We start from the raw sequence: 18,670 nt of genomic DNA, 5'->3' as shown, positions 1-18,670 counted from the left end.
GAGGCTATTAACCGCGGATCATGTTGCGCAGGACGTACTGCAGGATGCCGCCGTTGCGGTAGTAGTCGGCCTCACCGGGGGTGTCGATGCGGACGACCGCGTCGAAGACGGTCTTCTTGCCGTCTTCGGCGGTGGCGGTGACCTTGACGGTCTTCGGGGTGACACCCTCGTTGAGGGCGGTGATGCCCTCGATGTCGAAGGTCTCGGTGCCGGTCAGGCCCAGCGACGCGGCCGACTCACCCTGCGGGAACTGCAGCGGCACAACGCCCATGCCGATGAGGTTGGAGCGGTGGATGCGCTCGAACGACTCGGTGATGACGGCCTTCACACCCAGCAGGCTGGTGCCCTTGGCGGCCCAGTCACGCGAGGAGCCCGAACCGTACTCCTTGCCACCGAGCACGACCAGCGGGATGCCGGCGGCCTGGTAGTTCTGCGAGGCGTCGTAGATGAACGACTGCGGGCCGCCCTCGAGGGTGAAGTCGCGGGTGTAACCACCCGAGACGTCGTCGAGCAGCTGGTTGCGCAGCCGGATGTTGGCGAAGGTGCCGCGGATCATCACCTCGTGGTTACCACGACGCGAGCCCAGCGAGTTGTAGTCCTTGCGGGCCACACCGTTGGCGTCGAGGTACTGCGCGGCGGGGGTGCCGGGCTTGATCGGGCCCGCCGGGGAGATGTGGTCGGTGGTGACCGAGTCGCCCAGCAGCGCGAGGACGCGGGCGCCCTTGATGTCGGTGACGGGGCTCGGGTCCATCGACATGCCGTCGAAGTACGGCGCCTTGCGGACGTAGGTCGACTTCTCGTCCCACGCGAAGGTGTCGCCCTCCGGGGTGGCCAGGCCCTGCCAGCGGGCGTCGCCGTCGAAGACGGTGGCGTAGGAGTTGCGGAACATGTCCTGGTTGATCGAGGACTTGATGGTGTCGTCGATCTCCTGGGCCGAAGGCCAGATGTCCTTCAGGAAGACGTCGTTGCCCTCGGTGTCCTGGCCCAGCGGGTCGGTCTCGAAGTCGAAGTCCATGGTGCCCGCGAGCGCGTAGGCGATGACCAGCGGCGGGGAGGCCAGGTAGTTCATCTTCACGTCGGGGGAGATACGACCCTCGAAGTTGCGGTTACCCGACAGCACGGCGGTGACCGAGAGGTCGTTGTCGTTGATCGCGGCCGAGATCTCCTCGGGCAGCGGGCCGGTGTTACCGATGCAGGTGGTGCAGCCGTAGCCACCGACGTAGAAGCCGAGCTTCTCGAGGTAGGGCCACAGACCGGCCTTCTCGTAGTAGTCGGAGACGACCTGCGAACCCGGCGCCATGTTGGTCTTCACCCACGGCTTGGTCGACAGGCCCTTCTCCACCGCGTTGCGGGCGAGCAGGGCGGCGCCCAGCATGACCGACGGGTTGGAGGTGTTGGTGCAGGAGGTGATACCCGCGACCACGACGGCGCCGTGATCGAGGACGAAGTCACCGCGCTCGGCCGAGCGAACCTCGACCGGCTTGGACGGACGGCCGTTGGCGCCCTTGGCGGCCGAGTGGGCCGGGGTGTAGGTGTCGTCGGCGGCGTTCGCGGACACGGCGACCGAATCGGAGGCAGGGAAGGACTCGTCGCCCGCCTCGTCCAGCGCGGTCAGCTCACCCTCGCCGACGTAGTTGACGATGTCGGAGCGGAAGGCGCTCTTGGACTCGCTGAGCAGGATGCGGTCCTGCGGGCGCTTCGGGCCTGCGATGGACGGCACCACGGTGCTCAGGTCCAGCTCCAGGTACTCCGAGTACGCGGGCTCCTTGTCGGCGTCGTGCCACATGCCCTGTTCCTTGGCGTACGCCTCGACGAGCGCGAGCTGCTCGTCGGTGCGGCCGGTCAGGCGCAGGTAGTTGATGGTCTCCTCGTCGATCGGGAAGATCGCCGCGGTGGAGCCGAACTCGGGGCTCATGTTGCCCAGGGTGGCGCGGTTGGCCAGCGGCACCTCCGACACGCCGGCGCCGTAGAACTCGACGAACTTGCCGACGACGCCGTGCTTGCGCAGCATGTCGGTGACGGTCAGCACCACGTCGGTGGCGGTGACGCCCGGCTTGATCTCACCGGTCAGCTTGAAGCCGACGACGCGCGGGATCAGCATGGAGACCGGCTGGCCCAGCATCGCGGCCTCGGCCTCGATGCCACCCACGCCCCAGCCCAGCACGCCCAGGCCGTTGACCATGGTGGTGTGCGAGTCGGTGCCGACACAGGTGTCGGGGTAGGCCTGGCCGTTGCGGACCATGACGGTCGGGGCCAGGTACTCGATGTTGACCTGGTGGACGATGCCCATGCCCGGGGGGACGACCTTGAAGTCGTCGAAGGCGCCCTGGCCCCAGCGCAGGAACTGGTAGCGCTCGCCGTTGCGCTCGTACTCGAGCTCGACGTTGCGCTCCAGCGCGTCGGCGCGGCCGAAGACGTCCAGGATGACCGAGTGGTCGATGACCATGTCGGCGGGGGAGAGCGGGTTCACCTTGCTCGGGTCGCCGCCGAGGGTGGTGACGGCCTCACGCATGGTGGCGAGGTCGACGATGCAGGGAACGCCGGTGAAGTCCTGCATGATCACGCGCGCGGGGGTGAACTGGATCTCGACGCTCGGCTGCGCCGAGGGGTCCCAGTTCGCGATCGCGCGGATGTGATCGGCGGTGATGTTCGCGCCGTCCTCGGTGCGCAGCAGGTTCTCCGCCAGCACCTTCAGGGCGTAGGGCAGCTTCTCGGTGCCGGGAACAGCCGAGAGACGGAAGATCTCGTAGGAGTTGCTTCCGACCTCGAGCGTGCCCTTGGCGCCGAAGGTATCAATCTTCGTCACGTCAGCTCCACTCATGTGTGAGGGTGTGCCGCCGGCGGGGCTGTGCCGGCGACTCGCGTCTTCGGAGGGGGTTCCGGCGCCGTGAGATGCCGGTTTCCTCGCCGTACGAGCCTAACAGTACGCTTGTCCTATGAAATACGCGGGGGCGGTTGGGCGTGCCGTGCCAGCGTGTCCGCGCGCGCCGTCGCGTACTGTGCCAGTCGAGCGAGTCGGGGAATGACGCATTGACGCTCACCCTGCAGTGTTGGATGCCCGTCGCAACGTAGCGGCCGAGGCTCGACAGACCGGATGGAAGATGACCGTCTTGCACACCTTTGCGCCGATGGCCGCCGAACTGCCGCCGAATACCGTGCTGAGCAGTGTCCGGTCCGATCTCGCCGACAATCATGTCGCCGCCCCCAAAGGCGTGAACCAGGAGAAACTGGCGGCGATCGTCGCCGAGGCGCGATCCGAGGGGATCCCGCTGAGCGTCGTCGTTGTTCCAGGTAACCCCGGCCACGACTCGAGCCTACGTGACCTGGCCACCGAGGTGGGCAAAAGCACCGACGGCACCGTCGCGGTCTTCAGCGACGACTGGGTCGGCACCTACAGCGACAGCATCAGCCGGGTCCGGCTGGAGTGGGCCGAGGATGTCGCCAAGTACAAGGGGAACCACCCTGAGGAGGCCGTGCAGGCCTTCGTCGACCGGTTGGAGCAGCCCGAGGGTGTGCCCTGGAGCGTGATCACCGCGGTGTTGCTGACGCTCACCGCGCTGGTGATCGCCGGGCTGTACGTCGTGAAGGCGCGCCGCGGTCCCGACGCCGACACGCAGGTTGCGGCGTCGACCGACCGGGCTGATGTGGGTTCCGCTAAGTAACCGGTTTCCCTTCAGCAACATTTCCGGACCATCGGTCTGTTTTCTGCCCTGAAAAGCTGTCCTCCGTCAGGCTATTTTCAGGCAATCCGCTAATTGCACCCCCGTGTCGCTGTGGCAGTTGTTTCCTTTGTGAACTATGTGTCGTACGGTTGCGGTGATCGCGATCGTGAATGCAGTGGTACAGGGGGCATTGGTCGACTCATGTGGTCGGTGGGTGGGCTGATGCGTCAGTGGCGTATGTCGAGTCGAGTCACTCGGAGGTGCCGTGCGCGGTGCGGGCAGGCAGGACGAACCAGGTCTATTACGGGTAGCGGCGGGATTGCTGATGACGCTGGCCGTGCTCGCGGGCGCGGGGCAGGTCACGGCGGTGCCACCGCCGCCGCCCAATCCCTCCGACGGTGAGATCGCGGGCGCGGGCGCGCAGGTCGACGCGCGGGTGAGCGAGATCGGCGTGCTGATCAACCGGGTCGCCGCGGCCGATCAGCAGTTACGAGCCCTCGACGACGCGCTCGCCGCCAAACGCGAGGCGGTCAACCAGGCGCTGGTCGACCTGCAGACCGCCAGGGACGCCGCCGACGCTGCCGCCGCCGCGGTCACCGATTCGCAGGCCCTGCTCGCCGACGCGGGCGCGAAGGTCGGCGCGGCCCGCCAGGACTTCGACCAGCTCGCCACCCAGGCCTACGTGCGGCCGGTGAACAGCTCCGTCGTCACCTACCTCGCCTCCGCCACGCCTGATTCCGCGATGGACCGCGCGCAGGTGCTGAGCATGGTCTCCAAGAACCAGCGCCAGGTGCTCGACGATCTGCGCCGCACCCAGATCGCCCAGGCCAACCAGAATGCCGCGGCCCGCCAGGCCAAGGCCGACGCCGACAGCGCCGCCGACGCCGCCGAACAGAAGAAGAACACCGCCCAGGCCGCGGTCACCGTCGCCAAGACCGAATTCGACACCCAGGCCGCGGCCCGCGACACGCTGCAGCGCGACCGCGCGGCGGCCCAGTCCGCCCTCGACGTCGCCCGCGCTACGGTGTCGGGTCTGCAGAGCCAGCGCGAGGTCTTCCTGGCCTGGGACGACCAGCGCAAGGCCGAGCTGACCGCGCTGCTCGCCGCCGCCAACGCCGCGGCCGCCCGCGCCGCCGCCGACCAGGCCGCCCGCGACCGCGCCGCCAAGCTGGGCGAAGGGCAGCGCCCGCACACCGAGCTCGAATCCACCCCGGCCTCGCCGCGCAAGACCAAACCCAAACCGACGAAACCGCAGGTCACCGGCTCGGCGGCGATCGAGACGGTGATCGACCGGGCGATGTCGCAACTCGGCGTCACCTACGCCTGGGGCGGCGGCGACGAGGACGGCCCCACCCTCGGCATCCGCGACGGCGGCGCCGGCGACGCGCACGGCGACTACAACAAGATCGGCTTCGACTGCTCGGGCCTGATGCTCTACGCCTTCGCCGGCATCGGCGTCTCCCTGCCGCACTACAGCGGCTACCAGTACAACGCAGGTACCCGCGTCGACGTCGAGGACCGCGAACGCGGCGACATGCTGTTCTGGGGCCCGGGCGGCAGCGCCCACGTCGCGCTCTACCTCGGCGACGGGCAGATGATCGAAGCGCCCGAATCCGGTGACGTGGTGAAGATTTCACCGGTCCGCGAGGACGGCATCATGCCGTACGCGGTCCGCATCGTCACCGAATGAGGCTGCGGGTAGTGAAAGATCGAGGTAAACAACTGGAGAACAGTAGATGTGGCCGGGCGTTTTGCGCGAAGCTGGCTTGTCGGGGCCTCGGAAGAGGGATAGCGTCACTACCTATAACCAAGTCGCGCCTCGAAACATCAAGTGTGAGTGGGTGTTTCAGAATGAGGCTATCGCGGGGCAAGACCGCTCCTCGGTCGGCGACGGTTTGTGGTTCATCGCCGAGCCTTCCTGGGTACGCGTGGCCGGAGAGAGTCGGCGGCTGGGGCAGTACGCAGTTCGCGCATCCAGGATCCACGGCAGCAGTATCCGAGGGGGCGTAGTGAGACCAACCGAACCCACGCAAGCAGTAGCGGAGCGCGCGAGTATCGGCTCCGAGTGCCGGGGGATTCCGATCCGAACACCCGATCTGGCTACCCGGTATCTGGTAATCCCGAATACCGCGTTGTCCGAGGAGAGGGTCAGCATCGAGGTGGTGGCCGACAACTCCCTGACGCGAGAAATGCTGTGTGGGTTCTTGGGTTCCGAAGACGACTTCGTCGTCATCAGCGGGGTGTCCTGGAACGAAGCCGACAGACGGACCGGCGCGGTGGCCCCGGATGTCATCGTGCTCGACATCGACGAAATCGGCAGTGGCGCTGTACGGATCACCCGCTCGCTGATTCGGAAATTTCCCGACGCCGCGATCGTGGTGCTGAATTCGGGCGGCCCCGGACACGTGTTGTACGACATGCTGGAGATCGGTGTTCGGTGTTTTCTCCACAAGGGGATTTCCCGCAGCGAACTGGTGACGTCGATTCGAGGCGTGGCGTCGGTGGAGAACCAGATCACGGTCAGCGTGCCCCGCGAGTTCCTGACATGCGGCGGACCATCGAGTCGCGGCAGACTCTCTGCGCGTGAGGAACAGGTCGTTCGCCTGGTCGGCGAGGCCATGACGAATCGCCAGATCGCCAATGCCCTGTCCATCACCGAGGGAACGGTCAAACGCCATCTGCGCAGTATTTTCGACAAGCTGGGGGCGGTCTCGCGGATCGACGCGGTCAATCGGTATCGCACCCTCGAAGGTCGGCAGGACTCGGCCTGAACTACCCGAAAGATGCGAAATAGGCCGGACTGTCCGCCGAGGCGCGGACAGTCCGGCAACAAGTGCGTTGTGCAGGCAGGCACTCGGCTGCCTCGGTATCAGTGGTCGACGGCTCGTTCCAGGTCGGCGATAGCCTGCTCCGCGTCGACGAACAGGACCGCGCGCCAGCCTGCCGCGCGGGCACCCGCGCAGTTCTGGGGCAGGTCGTCCACCAGGATGCACCGATCCGGGGCAATGCCCGCTCGCTCGGCTGCCAGGTCGAAGATCTCGCGATCGGGTTTTCGGCAACCGACCTGCGCGGAATTGACCACGGCATCGAACAGTTCGTCGGCGACCACCATCTTTCGCCAGTAGGGCTCCCAGGCGGGCGGCATGTTGGACAGCATGCCGACGAACGCGCCCTCGGTGCGATAGCGCAGCAGCGCGTCCACCCAGGTGGTGTTGGCCGGCCGGTCGGCGAACCACGTCTCGGCCAAACTCGGGATCGCGGTATGAATCCCCTGCTCGGCCAGTGCCGTGCGCACCAGGTCCAGCCACTCGTCCTCGGTGACCAACGGTGTGTCAAGCGGCAGCATCATGTCTTCGGTGCCAAATGTGGCGGTCACGTTCGCAATTGCCGAACGAAGCGGATCAGGCGCCAGCCCGGTTTTTCGGCAGAACGCCGCAAAAGTTTCGGCGACCGGCGGTGTCAATACGCCACCGAAATCTGACCATATCGCGACAGAAGGTCCCATGCTGAGGTCGGTCAACGGTCTCTCCACTCTGTATTCAACTATCCCTGCCAGCGGCACGATATCTCTGCACCGGGCGCCCGCGCGATACGACGAACGGGGTACCTCGCATGGTGCGACATGTCTCCTCCGGTCGCGTACCGGAAGTGATACGCCTTGGGAGACAAGGAATTCAGCCCATTGGAAGGTGACTCTTTCACCTGTCGCGGCACGGTCTGGCGTCGGTAATGTCCGAATCGTGTCGGGGGAGGACGGTATCGGCTGGTTCGCGATGCGAATTCTCCCGAGCCGGATGGATATGGGTAGGAGCATGACGATGGAGACAACACTCCGGGCAAGAACTCTCGCGGAGGCTATTTCTCTGCGTGCTACCGAAGATACAAATCGGACTGCCTACACGTTTTTGGCCGATGGCGAAAACGAATCGCTGTCGTTGACATTCGGTGAGGTCGGCGGGCGCGCCCGGGCGATCGCGTCCCGATTGGCGGCGGTGGTCGCACCGGGTGAGCGGGCGCTCATCATCGCCCCGGATTCGGCCGATTTCGTGCTCGCGTTCCTGGCCTGCCAGTACGCGGGGGTGATCGCGGTGCCGGTCTACCCGCCTTTCCCGATCACCTCGCCCCGTCGGATCGACACCCTCCGGACGATCGCCGCGGACTGCGGGGCCACGGTAGTGCTCGCCGGCGCTCCGGAACAGACCCGGCAGGCCCTGCTCGCCGCGGCGCCCGAACTGGGCGCGTTGCATTGGGTGGGTACCGACGCGACCGACGACACAGGGTTCGAACCGGTCTTCCCGACCGGAGCCGACGTGTCGTTCCTGCAGTACACCTCCGGTTCGACCTCGGCTCCCAAGGGCGTGGTCGTCACCCACGACGCACTCATGCACAACCAGGAGCTCATGTGTCACACCATGGGCTACCGCCCAGAATCGAGCATCGTCGGCTGGCTTCCGTTGTTTCATGACATGGGATTGATGGGGCTGATCGTGCCCGCGATCTACGCGGGCGGCAGCACCGTTCTGCTGCCGCCGTTGACCTTCGTCCAACGGCCGCAGCGCTGGTTGCGCGCGGTGACCCGATACTCGGCCACCATTACCGGCGGCCCGAACTTCGCCTTCGAGCTGTGCTGCCGTCGCATCCCCGCCGCGGAGCGCGAAGGACTCGATCTCAGTTCGCTCGAGGTCGTCTTCAACGGCGCGGAGCCGATCCGCACCGAGACCTTGGCCAAGTTCGCCCAGGAGTTCGGGCCCCACGGATTCGACCCGCGCACGCATTACCCCTGCTATGGCCTGGCCGAATCGACGTTGTTCACCGTCGGTGCCGTGCGTGGGGCCGGCGCGGTCACCCTGTCGGTGGACCGGGCACAGCTGGCGGCAGGCCGGGTCGTGCGAGGGGAGGGGCATACCTTGGTCAGCTCCGGTGTCGTCGCCTTGCATCGCGAGCTGCTGATCGTCGACCCGGAAACCCGGACCCCGGCCGCCGAGGGCGACGTCGGCGAGATCTGGATCGGTGGCCCCGATGTGGCCGCCGGGTATTGGCAGAACGCCGACGCGACGAACGAGACATTCCGCGCGGAAACGGTGTCGCCACGTCGCGGCCCCTTCCTGCGCAGTGGCGACCTCGGTGCGGTCGTCGACGGCGAGCTGTATGTGGTCGGCCGTCGCAAGGACCTGATCATCGTCGGCGGGCGCAACTACTACCCGCAAGACATCGAGGCGACGGTCGAGAACGCGAGCCCGCTGGTACGACGCGGTTGCACCGCGGCGTTCGCGTCCGAGCGGTCCGGCGGCGAAGAGCTGATCGTGGTCGCGGAGACGCGCGCGGACACTGCCGGCATCGACGTGGCCGCGCTCTCGGCCACCTTGCGCGCCGCGATCACCATGGACCATTCGATCACCCCGGCCGAAGTGCTGCTGGTTCCGGCGGGCACAGTGCCCAAGACCTCGAGCGGAAAGCTGCAGCGCCGCGGCACTCGTGCCGCCTTCGAGGCGGGCGAGCTGACCCTGGCACAGCAGTCCCTGACTGTCGGAGTGCAGTGATGTCGCGGGCGGATCACGTTGTCACGTGGCTGGTCGAGCGGATCGGTTCCCTGCTCGGCGTGGAGAAGGAGAGCCTGGCGGTCGATGTCCCGTTCGTCGCACTCGGATTGTCCTCGTTGCAGGCGGTGGAGCTGTCCGACGATCTCCAGCGCTGGACCGGACTGACGCTCTCGCCGACCTTCGCCTATGACTATCCCAGCATCACCGCCGCGGCCGTGGCGCTCGCGGAGCAGATGGCCGCGGCGGCCCAGCCGGTCACCGGCGGACGCGGCGAAGGGCCGGGCCCCTCGCACCGGCTGCAGGAGCCGATCGAGGCCGGTACCGAGGGCGAGCTGATCGCGATCGTCGGCATCGGCTGCCGATTCCCCGGCGCCGACGGTCCCACACAGTTCTGGGACCTGCTGAGGCATGGAGTCGACGCGATCAGCGAGGTGCCCGCAGATCGCTGGAATGCCGACGAACTCTACGATCCCGATCCTGATACTCCCGGCCGGATGACCACCAAGTGGGGTGGGTTTCTCCCCGGCGTCGACCATTTCGACGCGGACTTCTTCGGCATCGCGGCCCGGGAGGCCGTGCGGATGGATCCCCAGCAACGCCAGCTACTCGAAGTGGCGTGGACCGCGCTCGACGACGCCGGGATCGGACCGCGCGGCCTGGCGGCGACCCCGACCGGTGTCTTCATCGGCGCATCGTCCTACGACCACGGCGTCGCCGTGCTCGCGCCCGGTACCGAGGTGTCCGCCCAGGACGGCACTGGTGCGGCGTTGAGTGTCATCGCCAACCGGCTGTCGTACTGCCTGAACCTGGCGGGTCCGAGCCTGGTGGTCGACACCGCTTGCTCGTCGTCACTGGTCGCCGTGCACCTGGCCTGCCAGTCGCTGCGGGCGGGGGAGTCGGAGCTGGCCTTGGCGGGCGGGGTCAATGTGATCGCCGGGCCACGCATCGCGCTCAGCTTCAGCAAGGGCCGGCTGATGGCTCCGGACGGCCGGTGCAAGCCGTTCGACGAGCGCGCCGACGGCTACGTCCGCAGTGAGGGGGCGGGCGTGGTCGTCCTCAAGAGACTCGACAAGGCGCGCGCTGACGGGGACCGGGTCTATGCCGTGATCCGTGGCAGCGCGGTCAATCAGGACGGGCGGACCAACGGTCTGATCGCGCCGAGCCGCCCCGCGCAAGAACGGGTGTTGCGCGCGGCCTATCGCAACGCCGGTGTCGACCCCGCTTCCGTCGCCTATGTGGAGGCGCACGGTACCGGCACCGCTGTCGGCGACCCGATCGAGGTCGGGGCGCTCGCCACGGTACTCGGTGCGGGGCGTGACCCGGCCACACCATTGCGAATCGGCTCGGCGAAATCGAATCTCGGACATCTCGAGGCCGCCGCGGGCATTGCCGGAATGATCAAAACCGCGCTGTCGCTGCATCATCGGCAATGGATGCCGTCGCTGCACTTTCAGCGGCCGAATCCGAGAACAGGCCTGGATACCGTCCCCGTGGTCGTCCAGACCCAGGTCGAGTCGCTGCCTGTCGACACCGCGGGCAGTGCTGTCGCGGGAACCAGTTCGTTCGGCTTCGGCGGCACCAACGCCCATGTGGTGCTGTCCACCGCGCCGACGCCCGTACCGCGGTCGGCACCGCGAACCACCGAATACCTGCTCTTCCCGGTGTCGGCGCAGACGGAAGCCGGCCTGCGCCGCCGTGCCCGGGGCTGGGCCGCTGTCGCCGAACGAGACGGGCACGACCCGGGATGGCTGGCCCGCGCCGCTGCGACGGCGGCCCGGCGAGCCGATCACGACACGCATCGGGCCGCGGTGATCGTGCGCGATGTCGACGACTTGGTCGAAGGCATGACCGCGATCGCCGAGGGCGAACGGGCGCGCGGCATCTGCGGACCACGGCCGCGGGCGACAACTCCACGTCAGGTGGGGCTGATCTTCCCCGGGCAGGGTTCGCAGTGGGACGGGATGGGACGCGGGCTGGCGCAGAGCATTCCGGCGTTTCGAGAGGCGATCGAACGCGCCGACACCGAACTGTCGGCCTGGCTGGGTGAAGCACTGTGGTCGGCCGATACCGGACTCGTCGCGCACGGCACCGCGCAGGTGCCGCCCGCGCTGTTCGCGATGCAGGTGGCGTTGGCACAGACCTGGCGAGCTTTCGGCGTAGAGCCCGCCGCGGTGTGCGGGCACAGCATGGGTGAGATCGCCGCTGCCCACATCAGTGGGGCGCTCTCGCTCGCCGATGCCGCGCGCGTCGTCTCGGTGCGTAGCAGGCTGCTCACCGAGATCTCCGGCCACGGCGGACTCGCGCTCGTCGAACTGGATGCGGCACAACTGGAAACGGTGCTCGCCGAGCACCTCGACACAGTGTCGGTGGCAGCGGTGAACGGACCACGCGCGACGGTGCTGTCCGGCCCGCCGCAGGCGTTGGACGAGATCGTCCGGCAGCTGGAGGCCGACGGCGTATTCGCCCGGCGCATCGCGGTCGACTTCGCCGCCCATAGTCCAGCGGTGGAGCCGTTGCGGCCGCGCTTGCGCGCGGGCCTCGAGGGCATCACGGCGCGGCCTCCCGCGCTGCCGTGGTATTCGACGGTCACCGGTGCCGTGTCCGCCGACACGCTCGCCGATGGCGACTACTGGTCGCGCAATCTGCGCGAGACGGTGCTGTTCGATACCGCGGTCGGCCGGATGCTGTCCGAGGGACACGACACGTTCGTCGAGATCGCACCGCACCCGGTGCTTTCCCGGTCACTCGGTGAGATCGCCGAGGCCACCTCGGCGACAGCGGATGTGGTGGTGGTGTCCTCGACACGTCGTGACGAGGACGAGGTATTCGCGTTCCTGCACGCGCTGGGCGAGATCTACGTCTCCGGCGTGAGCCTGGATTGGGAGGCGATTCACCCGGACGCGGAGGCAGTAGCGGTTCCGTCACAGGGCTGGAACCATCAGCGGTTCCCGCTGATCCGGGCTCTCGGGCCCGGGGAAGGCGCCGGCGTCGGTGCGGCTTCGAGCCGGCTGATCGGCGCTCGGGTCTCCGTCGGCACCCACCCCGAACTCGGCGTGTGGCCGATCGAGCTCGACGCCGCACCCGAGATCGCCGACCACGTCGTCGATGGTGTGGTTGTGGTGCCTGGTGCGTACTGGCTCGCCGCGGCGGCGGGTGCCGCCGCCGCGGGGACTGTCGTCGACGCGTCGCCGACGGTCGTGCTCAGCAATGTCAGTTTCGACGCCCCGCTCGTCCGTGCCGGTGGACCGGTTCCGGTGCAGCTCGTGATCGAATCCGCGGGTGGGCGTTCGGAATTCGCGATCATTTCCGATCCGGCGGGCACCCCGCTGACGCACGCGCGCGGCTGGCTCGATGCCGCGCCGGGCCGACTCGCCGAGCGCCGGGTTCCCGCGCTCGACGACCTGCTCGCTCGGTGCGCCGAGCCCGTCTCGATCGAGCAGTTCTACGCCGATCTCGCGGCGGCAGGCCTCCACTACGGCCCGGCGTTTCGCTCCATGACGCTGCTGCGACGCGGCGACGGCCAGGCGATCGGGAAGTTCAGCGCGGCCCTCGGTCCGGGCAGACACACCGGGATACACCCCGCGCTGCTCGACGCCTGCCTGCACACCATCGCGGCGGCCGCGGGCAGGCAGCTGGAGCCGGGCACACTGCCGTTGCCCTCCGGCGCGACCCGCGTACAGTTCTCGGCCACCGGCGAGCCGATCACCGAGGTCTGGTGTCACGCGCGGATAGTCGAGTACGGCGATCGTGACCTGACCGCGGATCTGGTGGTGCTGACCGGCGACGGGACGCCGATCTGGTCGGCGATGGACTTCCAGGTCACCAAGAGCAGTGCCCCGGCTGTCGACCGTGGCAGGCTGTATCGGCTGTCCTGGACAGCACACGAATCGGCGCCCGCGCCGATCGAACCCGGCCGTTGGCTTGTCCTCGGCGCCGATACCGCGCCGCTGCGCGCGTTGGCGGCCCGGTTGAGCGGGCCCGGCGACAGCTGTGTGCTCGGAAACCCCGACAGCGCGGCCGGACTGGATGCGCTGCCGGTGCACTGGGACGACCTCGCCGGCATCGTGGACGCCCGTGGCTTCGCCGATCCGGGTGACCCCGATCCGGTCGCCTCGGCAGACCGTGCCGCGGCGGCGATCAGCCTGGCGCGCTCGCTGACCGAGCGTTTCACCCAGGGCAGCCGCACCCCTCGACTGTGGCTGTTGACCGCGCACACGCAACAGGATCCACGAGTCGGCGGGCTTTCCACGGCGGCCCTGTGGGGCGTCGCGAGGGTGATCGCCACCGAGCATCCCGAATTGCGCTGTGGTGTCGTCGATCTCCCGGCCGCGCCGAGTGCTGCCGAACTGGACCGGCTGGTCGCTGTCCTGCGTCATCCGGATCCGTCGCGGCAATGGGCGATCGGGGCGACCGCGGCGGTTCCCCGCCTGCTGCCCGCGCCGCGCGCTCGCTCGACCCCGGCTTTCGACGCCGAACTCGGCTATCTCGTCACGGGTGGACTCGGTGGACTCGGCCTGCGGCTGGCGCAGTGGCTGAGCTCGCAGGGGGTGCGCAGGCTGATGTTGCTCGGCCGGTCGGCACCGACCCCCCACGCGGCGCTGGTGATCGAGGAACTGCGGTCGCGTGGAGCCCAGGTCGAGGTGGCGGCGGTAGACCTCGCCGATGCCGACGCCCTCGAAGCGGTGGTCGCGAGTGCGAGCCCCCTCGGCGGCGTCTTCCACCTGGCGGGCGTGCTCGAGGACGGTGTGATCGGCGAATTCGAGAACGCGCAGCTGGACCGCGCGTTCGCCGGAAAGGCCCGGGGCGCGTGGAATCTGCACCGCGCGACCCTGGATCAGCCGATCGAGCACTTCGTGCTGTTCTCCTCGCTGGCGGGAATGTTCGGCTCACCGGGGCAGGCCGCCTATGCGGCGGCCAACACCTATCTGGACGCGCTGGCTTCGGCGCGAGTCGCCGACGGCCTGCCCGCGGTCAGCATCGCCTGGGGTCCGTGGGCCGAGATCGGCCTCGCCGCCGCCGTCGGGAGTGACCGACGGCTCGCGGCCCTCGGCGTTCCCGCGCTCGCCCCCGACGACGCCATGGCGCTGCTGGCGGCGGCCTTGACGGATCCGTCGCCGGTACTGGCCGCCGCCGCCTTCGATCTGACGGCGCTGGCTGGTCCGAACACCCCGCCCTCGGCGCGGGAACTGCTCACCGATCTCCTGGCAGGGATTTCGGCAATCGGTGCCGATGCCGGAGCCGCCCCCGATCTGTCCGGAATCGATGATCCGTTCGAGCGGGCCGAACTGGTCCGGCAGTTCGTGCTCGGCCAAGTCGCCACCATCGTCGGGGCGACCGGCGCGATCGACCCGACGGTGCCGTTCCGCGACCTCGGCTTCGATTCACTGATGGCGGTCGACCTGCGCAACCGGCTGGAAGCCGGTCTGGGGCAACCGATGTCGGCCAGCATGGTCTTCGCCTATCCGACCGTCGACCAACTCGTCGGCGAACTGATCGAGCGGATGTCGCCGTCGCGGCAGCCGGCTCCGGTCGTGGCGGAGTTCGATGCCGTGCTCGCCCAGGCCACCGACGACGAACTCGCCGACCTGCTGTCGGCCGAACTGGACCTCAACTCTGAGGGGGAATCCCGATGACTACCACGACGTCCGGCGCACATCGCGAGATATTGCAGCAGTCGCTGCAGGAGATTCGACGACTTCGAGCACAACTGGCAGCGCACTCCGCACCGGCGGCGGTCCTGGGCGCGGCAGTGCGAATGCCCGCCGGTATCGAAGACCTGCACGGTTACTGGTCGGCGCTGCGTGACGGCGTAGACGCGGTCACCGAGCTGCTCGGCGGGACCGACGGGCGCCGCGGTCCCGGGGCCGGCGTCGACCCGAACGGCCGTTACGGCGGCCTGCTCAGCACGGTCGACAGCTTCGACGCCGAGTTCTTCGGCATCTCGCCCGCCGAGGCCGAACGGATGGACCCGCAGCAGCGGCTGGTGCTCGAAGTCGCCTGGGAAGCCATCGAAGACGCCGGTCTCACGCTCGACACGCTGCGCACCGCGACAACCGGGGTGTTCATCGGCGTGTACGGCTCCGATTACCTCATGATGCAGGTCGCCGACAGCTCCGGTGTCAATGCCTATACCGCACCGGGCGGGGTCCACAGCATCGTCGCCAACCGGCTGTCGTATGTGCTGGACCTGAGCGGTCCCAGCATGGCTGTCGACACCGCGTGCTCGTCCTCGCTGATGGCTCTGCATCTCGCGGTGCGGGCGCTCCGCGACGGTGACTGCGATATCGCGCTGGTAGGCGGGGTGAACACGATCTTGTCGCCGGTGTCGACGACGGTGACCGAGAAGGTGCTGCCGCTGGCGCCCCGTGGTCGGTGCCGGGCTTTCGACGCGTCGGCGGAGGGGATCGTGCGCGCCGAAGGCTGCGGCATGGTGGTACTCACCAGGGAGTCGTTCGCCGCGGCCGGCGCACAACGACCGCGGGCGGTCATCCGCGGGACGGCGGTCAACCACGACGGCCGGACCAATGGACTCACCGCACCGAGCCCCCGTGCCCAGACCGACCTGCTACGCCGCGCGCTGCGCGACGCGAACGCCGAACCGGACGACGTGGTCTACATCGAATCGCACGGCACCGGAACACCGTTGGGTGATCCGATCGAATTCGATGCGATCCGCACTGTCTACGGTGCGGGTTCGGACCCGTGCCCGGTGGGCGCGGTGAAGACGAATTTCGGCCATCAGGAGGCGGCCGCGGGCATCGCGGGCCTCATCAAGGCGATCCTCGTCCTGGAGCACGACGAAGCCCCGGCGAACTTGCATCTGGAGCGGGTGAACCCGGAGATCGATCTGACCGGAACCAGGCTGCTGCTGCCGCAGGCGCCGACACCATTGGCCGATCGCGTCGGCCCGAAGCTGGCGGCTGTCAGCTCCTTCGGCTTCGGTGGCGCGAATGTGCACACCATTCTGGAGTCGCGCCCGCGGACCCCGGCCGATACCGAAACCGGGAACCCGAGCTCCGCGCGTGCCGACCGGGGCACATTGATCCTGCCGATCTCGGCGCGCAGCGCGCCCGCGGCCAGGGCACTCGCCGCCCGCTACGCCGAACAGCTCGCCGAGGCCGATGTCGCCACGGCCGTCGAGATCTGCGCGGCGGCGGCGACCAGACGGTCCCATCTGCCGGTGCGGCTGTGCCTGACCGGGGCTACTGCCGAGGAGTTGGCCCAGCGCGCCGGGTCGGCGACAGTGATCAGCCGGCCGAAAGCCGCACCCCGGCAGCGGACGCTGTTCGTGTTCAGCGGCCAGGGTTCGCAGTGGGCGGAGATGGGCAGGGCGCTCTACGCCGAACCGGTCGCCGCCGCGGAACTGGAGGCGTGCGAAGTCGTCGTGGCCGAGCGGGCAGGCTGGTCGTTGCGGGCCGAACTGCTGGCCGGCCCGGCCGACAGCCGGCTCGAGCGCACAGATATCGCTCAAATCTGCATCGCCGCGGTCGAATTCGCGCTGACCGCCCTGTGGCGTTCGTGGGGAGTGGCACCCGCCGCGGTGGTGGGGCACAGCATGGGTGAGGTCGTGGCCGCCGCGGTCGCCGGAATGCTCACCAGGGAACAAGCTTTCGATATTCTGGTCCGCCGCGCGGTACTCACCGAGAAGTACGCGCGCGGTGGCGCGATGTGTGCCGTCGCGCTGCCTGCCGATGATGTCGCGGCGCTGCTCGACCCGGACTCCGGAGTCGGCATCGCGGCGGTCAACGGGCCGCGGTCGACGGTGATCACCGGTCCGGCCGCCGCCGTCGACACGGTGGCCGCCGCGGCGTCGGCCCGTGCGGCCGAGGTCAGAAGGCTGCCGGTCGACTACGCCTTCCACAGCACACTGCTCGCCCCCTGCGCCGAGGAGTTCGCCGACCAGCTCGCCGCGATCACGGCGAGCACCCCCACGATCCCCGTGTACTCCACGGTGACCGGGCAGCGGGTCAGCGCCGACCAGCTGTCCGGGCAGCATTGGGCTCGCAATCTCGTCGACACGGTGCTGTTCGCGCCCGCGGTGACGGCCGCACTGCGCGCCGATTCCACTCTCACGACAGTGCTCGAGGTGGGCCCGCATCCGGTGCTGATCCGCGACCTCGCCGCGGTGGCGGCCGCTGCCGGCCGTTCCCCGGCCCTGGTCGCGAGCCTGCGGCGGGGGCGCTCCGCCGCGGACTCGCTGCATCGAAGCCTTGCCGATCTCTACGTCGACGGCCACGACATCACCTGGAACGCGGTGCTCGACCCGCCTGGCGTTCGGGTCGACCTGCCGCACTATCCCTGGGTGCGCAGGCGATATTGGCTGCCGGAACATATCGGCAAGATCGCGCATACGCACCCTGTCGACGGCGCGACCGATGTGCGCGAGCCGAGCGCACCGGCCCCGCTCGGTCGCGACGCACACGCCGACCGGCCCGCGCAGCTGCAGGCCCTCACCGAATTCGTCCGGGAACGCATCGCGCGTGCGCTGCAACGTCCGATCGCCGAGATCGACGAGTCGACCCCGATCCGGGAGTTCGGGCTCGAATCGTTGGTCGTCGTCGAGATGAAGAACGAGCTCGAGGCCGAATCGGGCATTCTCGTCCCCCTGCACAAGTTGCTCGAAGTGCTCGATCGTGGGTCGGCGCGTGATCTGGCCGCGGTCATCATCGGCGCGGACACGGAGCGGCCATGAGTACGCCCGCGCTCGCCACCCCGCGGGCGAACCACAACGGCGTCCTGACCTGCCCACGTCCACAGCCCGCTCCGGCGGTCCGGCTGGTCTGCTTCGCTCATTCGGGCGGCAATCCGCGGATGTACCAGAACTGGGTCGAGAAGCTGGCGCCGGAGATCGAACTGTGGTGGGTGACCCTGCCCGGCCGTGGGCAGCGGTGGCGGGAGCACCACGCCGACCGGTGGGAGCCCCTGATCGATGACATCACCGCTGCGCTGGTCACGCATGTGCCGTGGCCGATGGCATTGTTCGGGCACAGCCTCGGCGGACTGATCGCCTTCGACGTCGCGCGGCGGCTGACCGAGGAGCAGGCGCCGCCGAACTATCTGTTCGTCTCCGCCCGCGCCCATCCGCGCCGCGAGTTCGCGCTGGACCTGCCCGAGGACGATATCGACCTGCTGCGCCTGGTCGACACGGTCTACGCGGGCGTGCCGGCGCAAATCCTGGAATCGCCGGAGCTGGCCAGGCATTTCGCGCCGACGCTACGCGCCGATCTCGCGCTCGGCGCCGACTACCGATACCGGCCGGGACGATTGACCACTCCGATCACCGCGCTCGGCGGCGTCGACGATCCGACGACCCCGGCCGAGGAACTCGACGCCTGGCGCGACTGCACCACGGCGGCCACTCAGTGGCGCCAGTTCCCCGGCGGCCACTTCTACCTCGAGCAGTCCGAGGCCGGTGTCCTCCGGACGATCCGCCGCAACCTTCTCAGATCGACAGGCAAGGAATAGACG

Annotated in this window: 9 protein-coding genes; 7 read left to right on the top strand and 2 right to left on the bottom strand. The window is 68.6% G+C overall.

Annotated elements, in window-relative coordinates; translation table 11 throughout:
• Positions 1 to 7 precede the first annotated feature (7 nt).
• Complete coding sequence (gene acnA / locus IEY60_RS02815) at positions 8 to 2,821, bottom strand: aconitate hydratase AcnA (protein WP_189023453.1); 2,814 nt, start codon at positions 2,819 to 2,821, stop codon at positions 8 to 10.
• Between the two features lie 280 nt (positions 2,822 to 3,101).
• Here acnA and IEY60_RS02810 point away from each other — a divergent pair, with 280 nt between their 5' ends.
• The 3 genes from IEY60_RS02810 to IEY60_RS02800 all read left to right on the top strand — a co-directional run bounded on the left by IEY60_RS02810 (position 3,102) and on the right by IEY60_RS02800 (position 6,433).
• A complete protein-coding gene (locus IEY60_RS02810; RefSeq protein ID WP_189023451.1) occupies positions 3,102 to 3,662 on the top strand; it encodes an Rv1476 family membrane protein in 561 nt (186 codons plus the stop codon).
• Between the two features lie 325 nt (positions 3,663 to 3,987).
• Entirely contained in the window at positions 3,988 to 5,352 is a 1,365-nt protein-coding gene (locus tag IEY60_RS02805; RefSeq protein ID WP_189023449.1) for an NlpC/P60 family protein, read from the top strand.
• Positions 5,353 to 5,503: 151 nt separating this feature from the next.
• Positions 5,504 to 6,433 (top strand): response regulator transcription factor, encoded by a 930-nt coding sequence (locus tag IEY60_RS02800; RefSeq protein WP_189023447.1) that lies wholly within the window; start codon positions 5,504 to 5,506, stop codon positions 6,431 to 6,433.
• A gap of 98 nt (positions 6,434 to 6,531) precedes the next feature.
• On the opposite strand, the gene IEY60_RS02795 is transcribed toward IEY60_RS02800, so the two are convergent.
• Positions 6,532 to 7,167, bottom strand: coding sequence for an HAD-IA family hydrolase (locus IEY60_RS02795; RefSeq protein WP_189024824.1), 636 nt, complete (start codon positions 7,165 to 7,167; stop codon positions 6,532 to 6,534).
• Here IEY60_RS02795 and IEY60_RS02790 point away from each other — a divergent pair.
• From IEY60_RS02790 to IEY60_RS02775, 4 genes are read left to right on the top strand one after another with little or no spacing between them, the layout of a single operon-like run.
• Positions 7,166 to 9,202 carry a fatty acyl-AMP ligase gene (locus IEY60_RS02790; RefSeq protein ID WP_373291660.1) on the top strand — a complete coding sequence of 679 codons (2,037 nt, stop codon included), beginning with the start codon at positions 7,166 to 7,168 and terminating at the stop codon, positions 9,200 to 9,202. The two genes, IEY60_RS02795 and IEY60_RS02790, sit on opposite strands and share 2 nt — an antisense overlap.
• Entirely contained in the window at positions 9,202 to 14,835 is a 5,634-nt protein-coding gene (locus IEY60_RS02785; protein ID WP_189023442.1) for a type I polyketide synthase, read from the top strand. The genes IEY60_RS02790 and IEY60_RS02785 overlap by 1 nt, the downstream gene beginning before the upstream one ends.
• Positions 14,832 to 17,894 carry a type I polyketide synthase gene (locus IEY60_RS02780; RefSeq protein WP_189023440.1) on the top strand — a complete coding sequence of 1,021 codons (3,063 nt, stop codon included), beginning with the start codon at positions 14,832 to 14,834 and terminating at the stop codon, positions 17,892 to 17,894. Before IEY60_RS02785 ends, IEY60_RS02780 begins: the two co-directional genes overlap by 4 nt.
• Entirely contained in the window at positions 17,891 to 18,667 is a 777-nt protein-coding gene (locus IEY60_RS02775; protein WP_189023438.1) for a thioesterase II family protein, read from the top strand. Before IEY60_RS02780 ends, IEY60_RS02775 begins: the two co-directional genes overlap by 4 nt.
• The last annotated feature ends 3 nt before the right edge of the window (positions 18,668 to 18,670 follow it).

The sequence above is a fragment of the Nocardia rhizosphaerihabitans genome (genome assembly GCF_014646295.1).
Lineage (GTDB): Bacteria > Actinomycetota > Actinomycetes > Mycobacteriales > Mycobacteriaceae > Nocardia > Nocardia rhizosphaerihabitans.
This window is presented reverse-complemented; position numbering and strand designations above follow the sequence as displayed.

Coding starts and splice junctions, on each gene's coding strand:
- acnA (WP_189023453.1), bottom strand. CDS start 2,821: ATGAGTGGAGCTGACGTGACGAAGATTGATACCTTCGGCGCCAAGGGC.
- IEY60_RS02810 (WP_189023451.1), top strand. CDS start 3,102: ATGACCGTCTTGCACACCTTTGCGCCGATGGCCGCCGAACTGCCGCCG.
- IEY60_RS02805 (WP_189023449.1), top strand. CDS start 3,988: ATGACGCTGGCCGTGCTCGCGGGCGCGGGGCAGGTCACGGCGGTGCCA.
- IEY60_RS02790 (WP_373291660.1), top strand. CDS start 7,166: ATGCTGAGGTCGGTCAACGGTCTCTCCACTCTGTATTCAACTATCCCT.
- IEY60_RS02795 (WP_189024824.1), bottom strand. CDS start 7,167: ATGGGACCTTCTGTCGCGATATGGTCAGATTTCGGTGGCGTATTGACA.
- IEY60_RS02785 (WP_189023442.1), top strand. CDS start 9,202: ATGTCGCGGGCGGATCACGTTGTCACGTGGCTGGTCGAGCGGATCGGT.
- IEY60_RS02780 (WP_189023440.1), top strand. CDS start 14,832: ATGACTACCACGACGTCCGGCGCACATCGCGAGATATTGCAGCAGTCG.
- IEY60_RS02775 (WP_189023438.1), top strand. CDS start 17,891: ATGAGTACGCCCGCGCTCGCCACCCCGCGGGCGAACCACAACGGCGTC.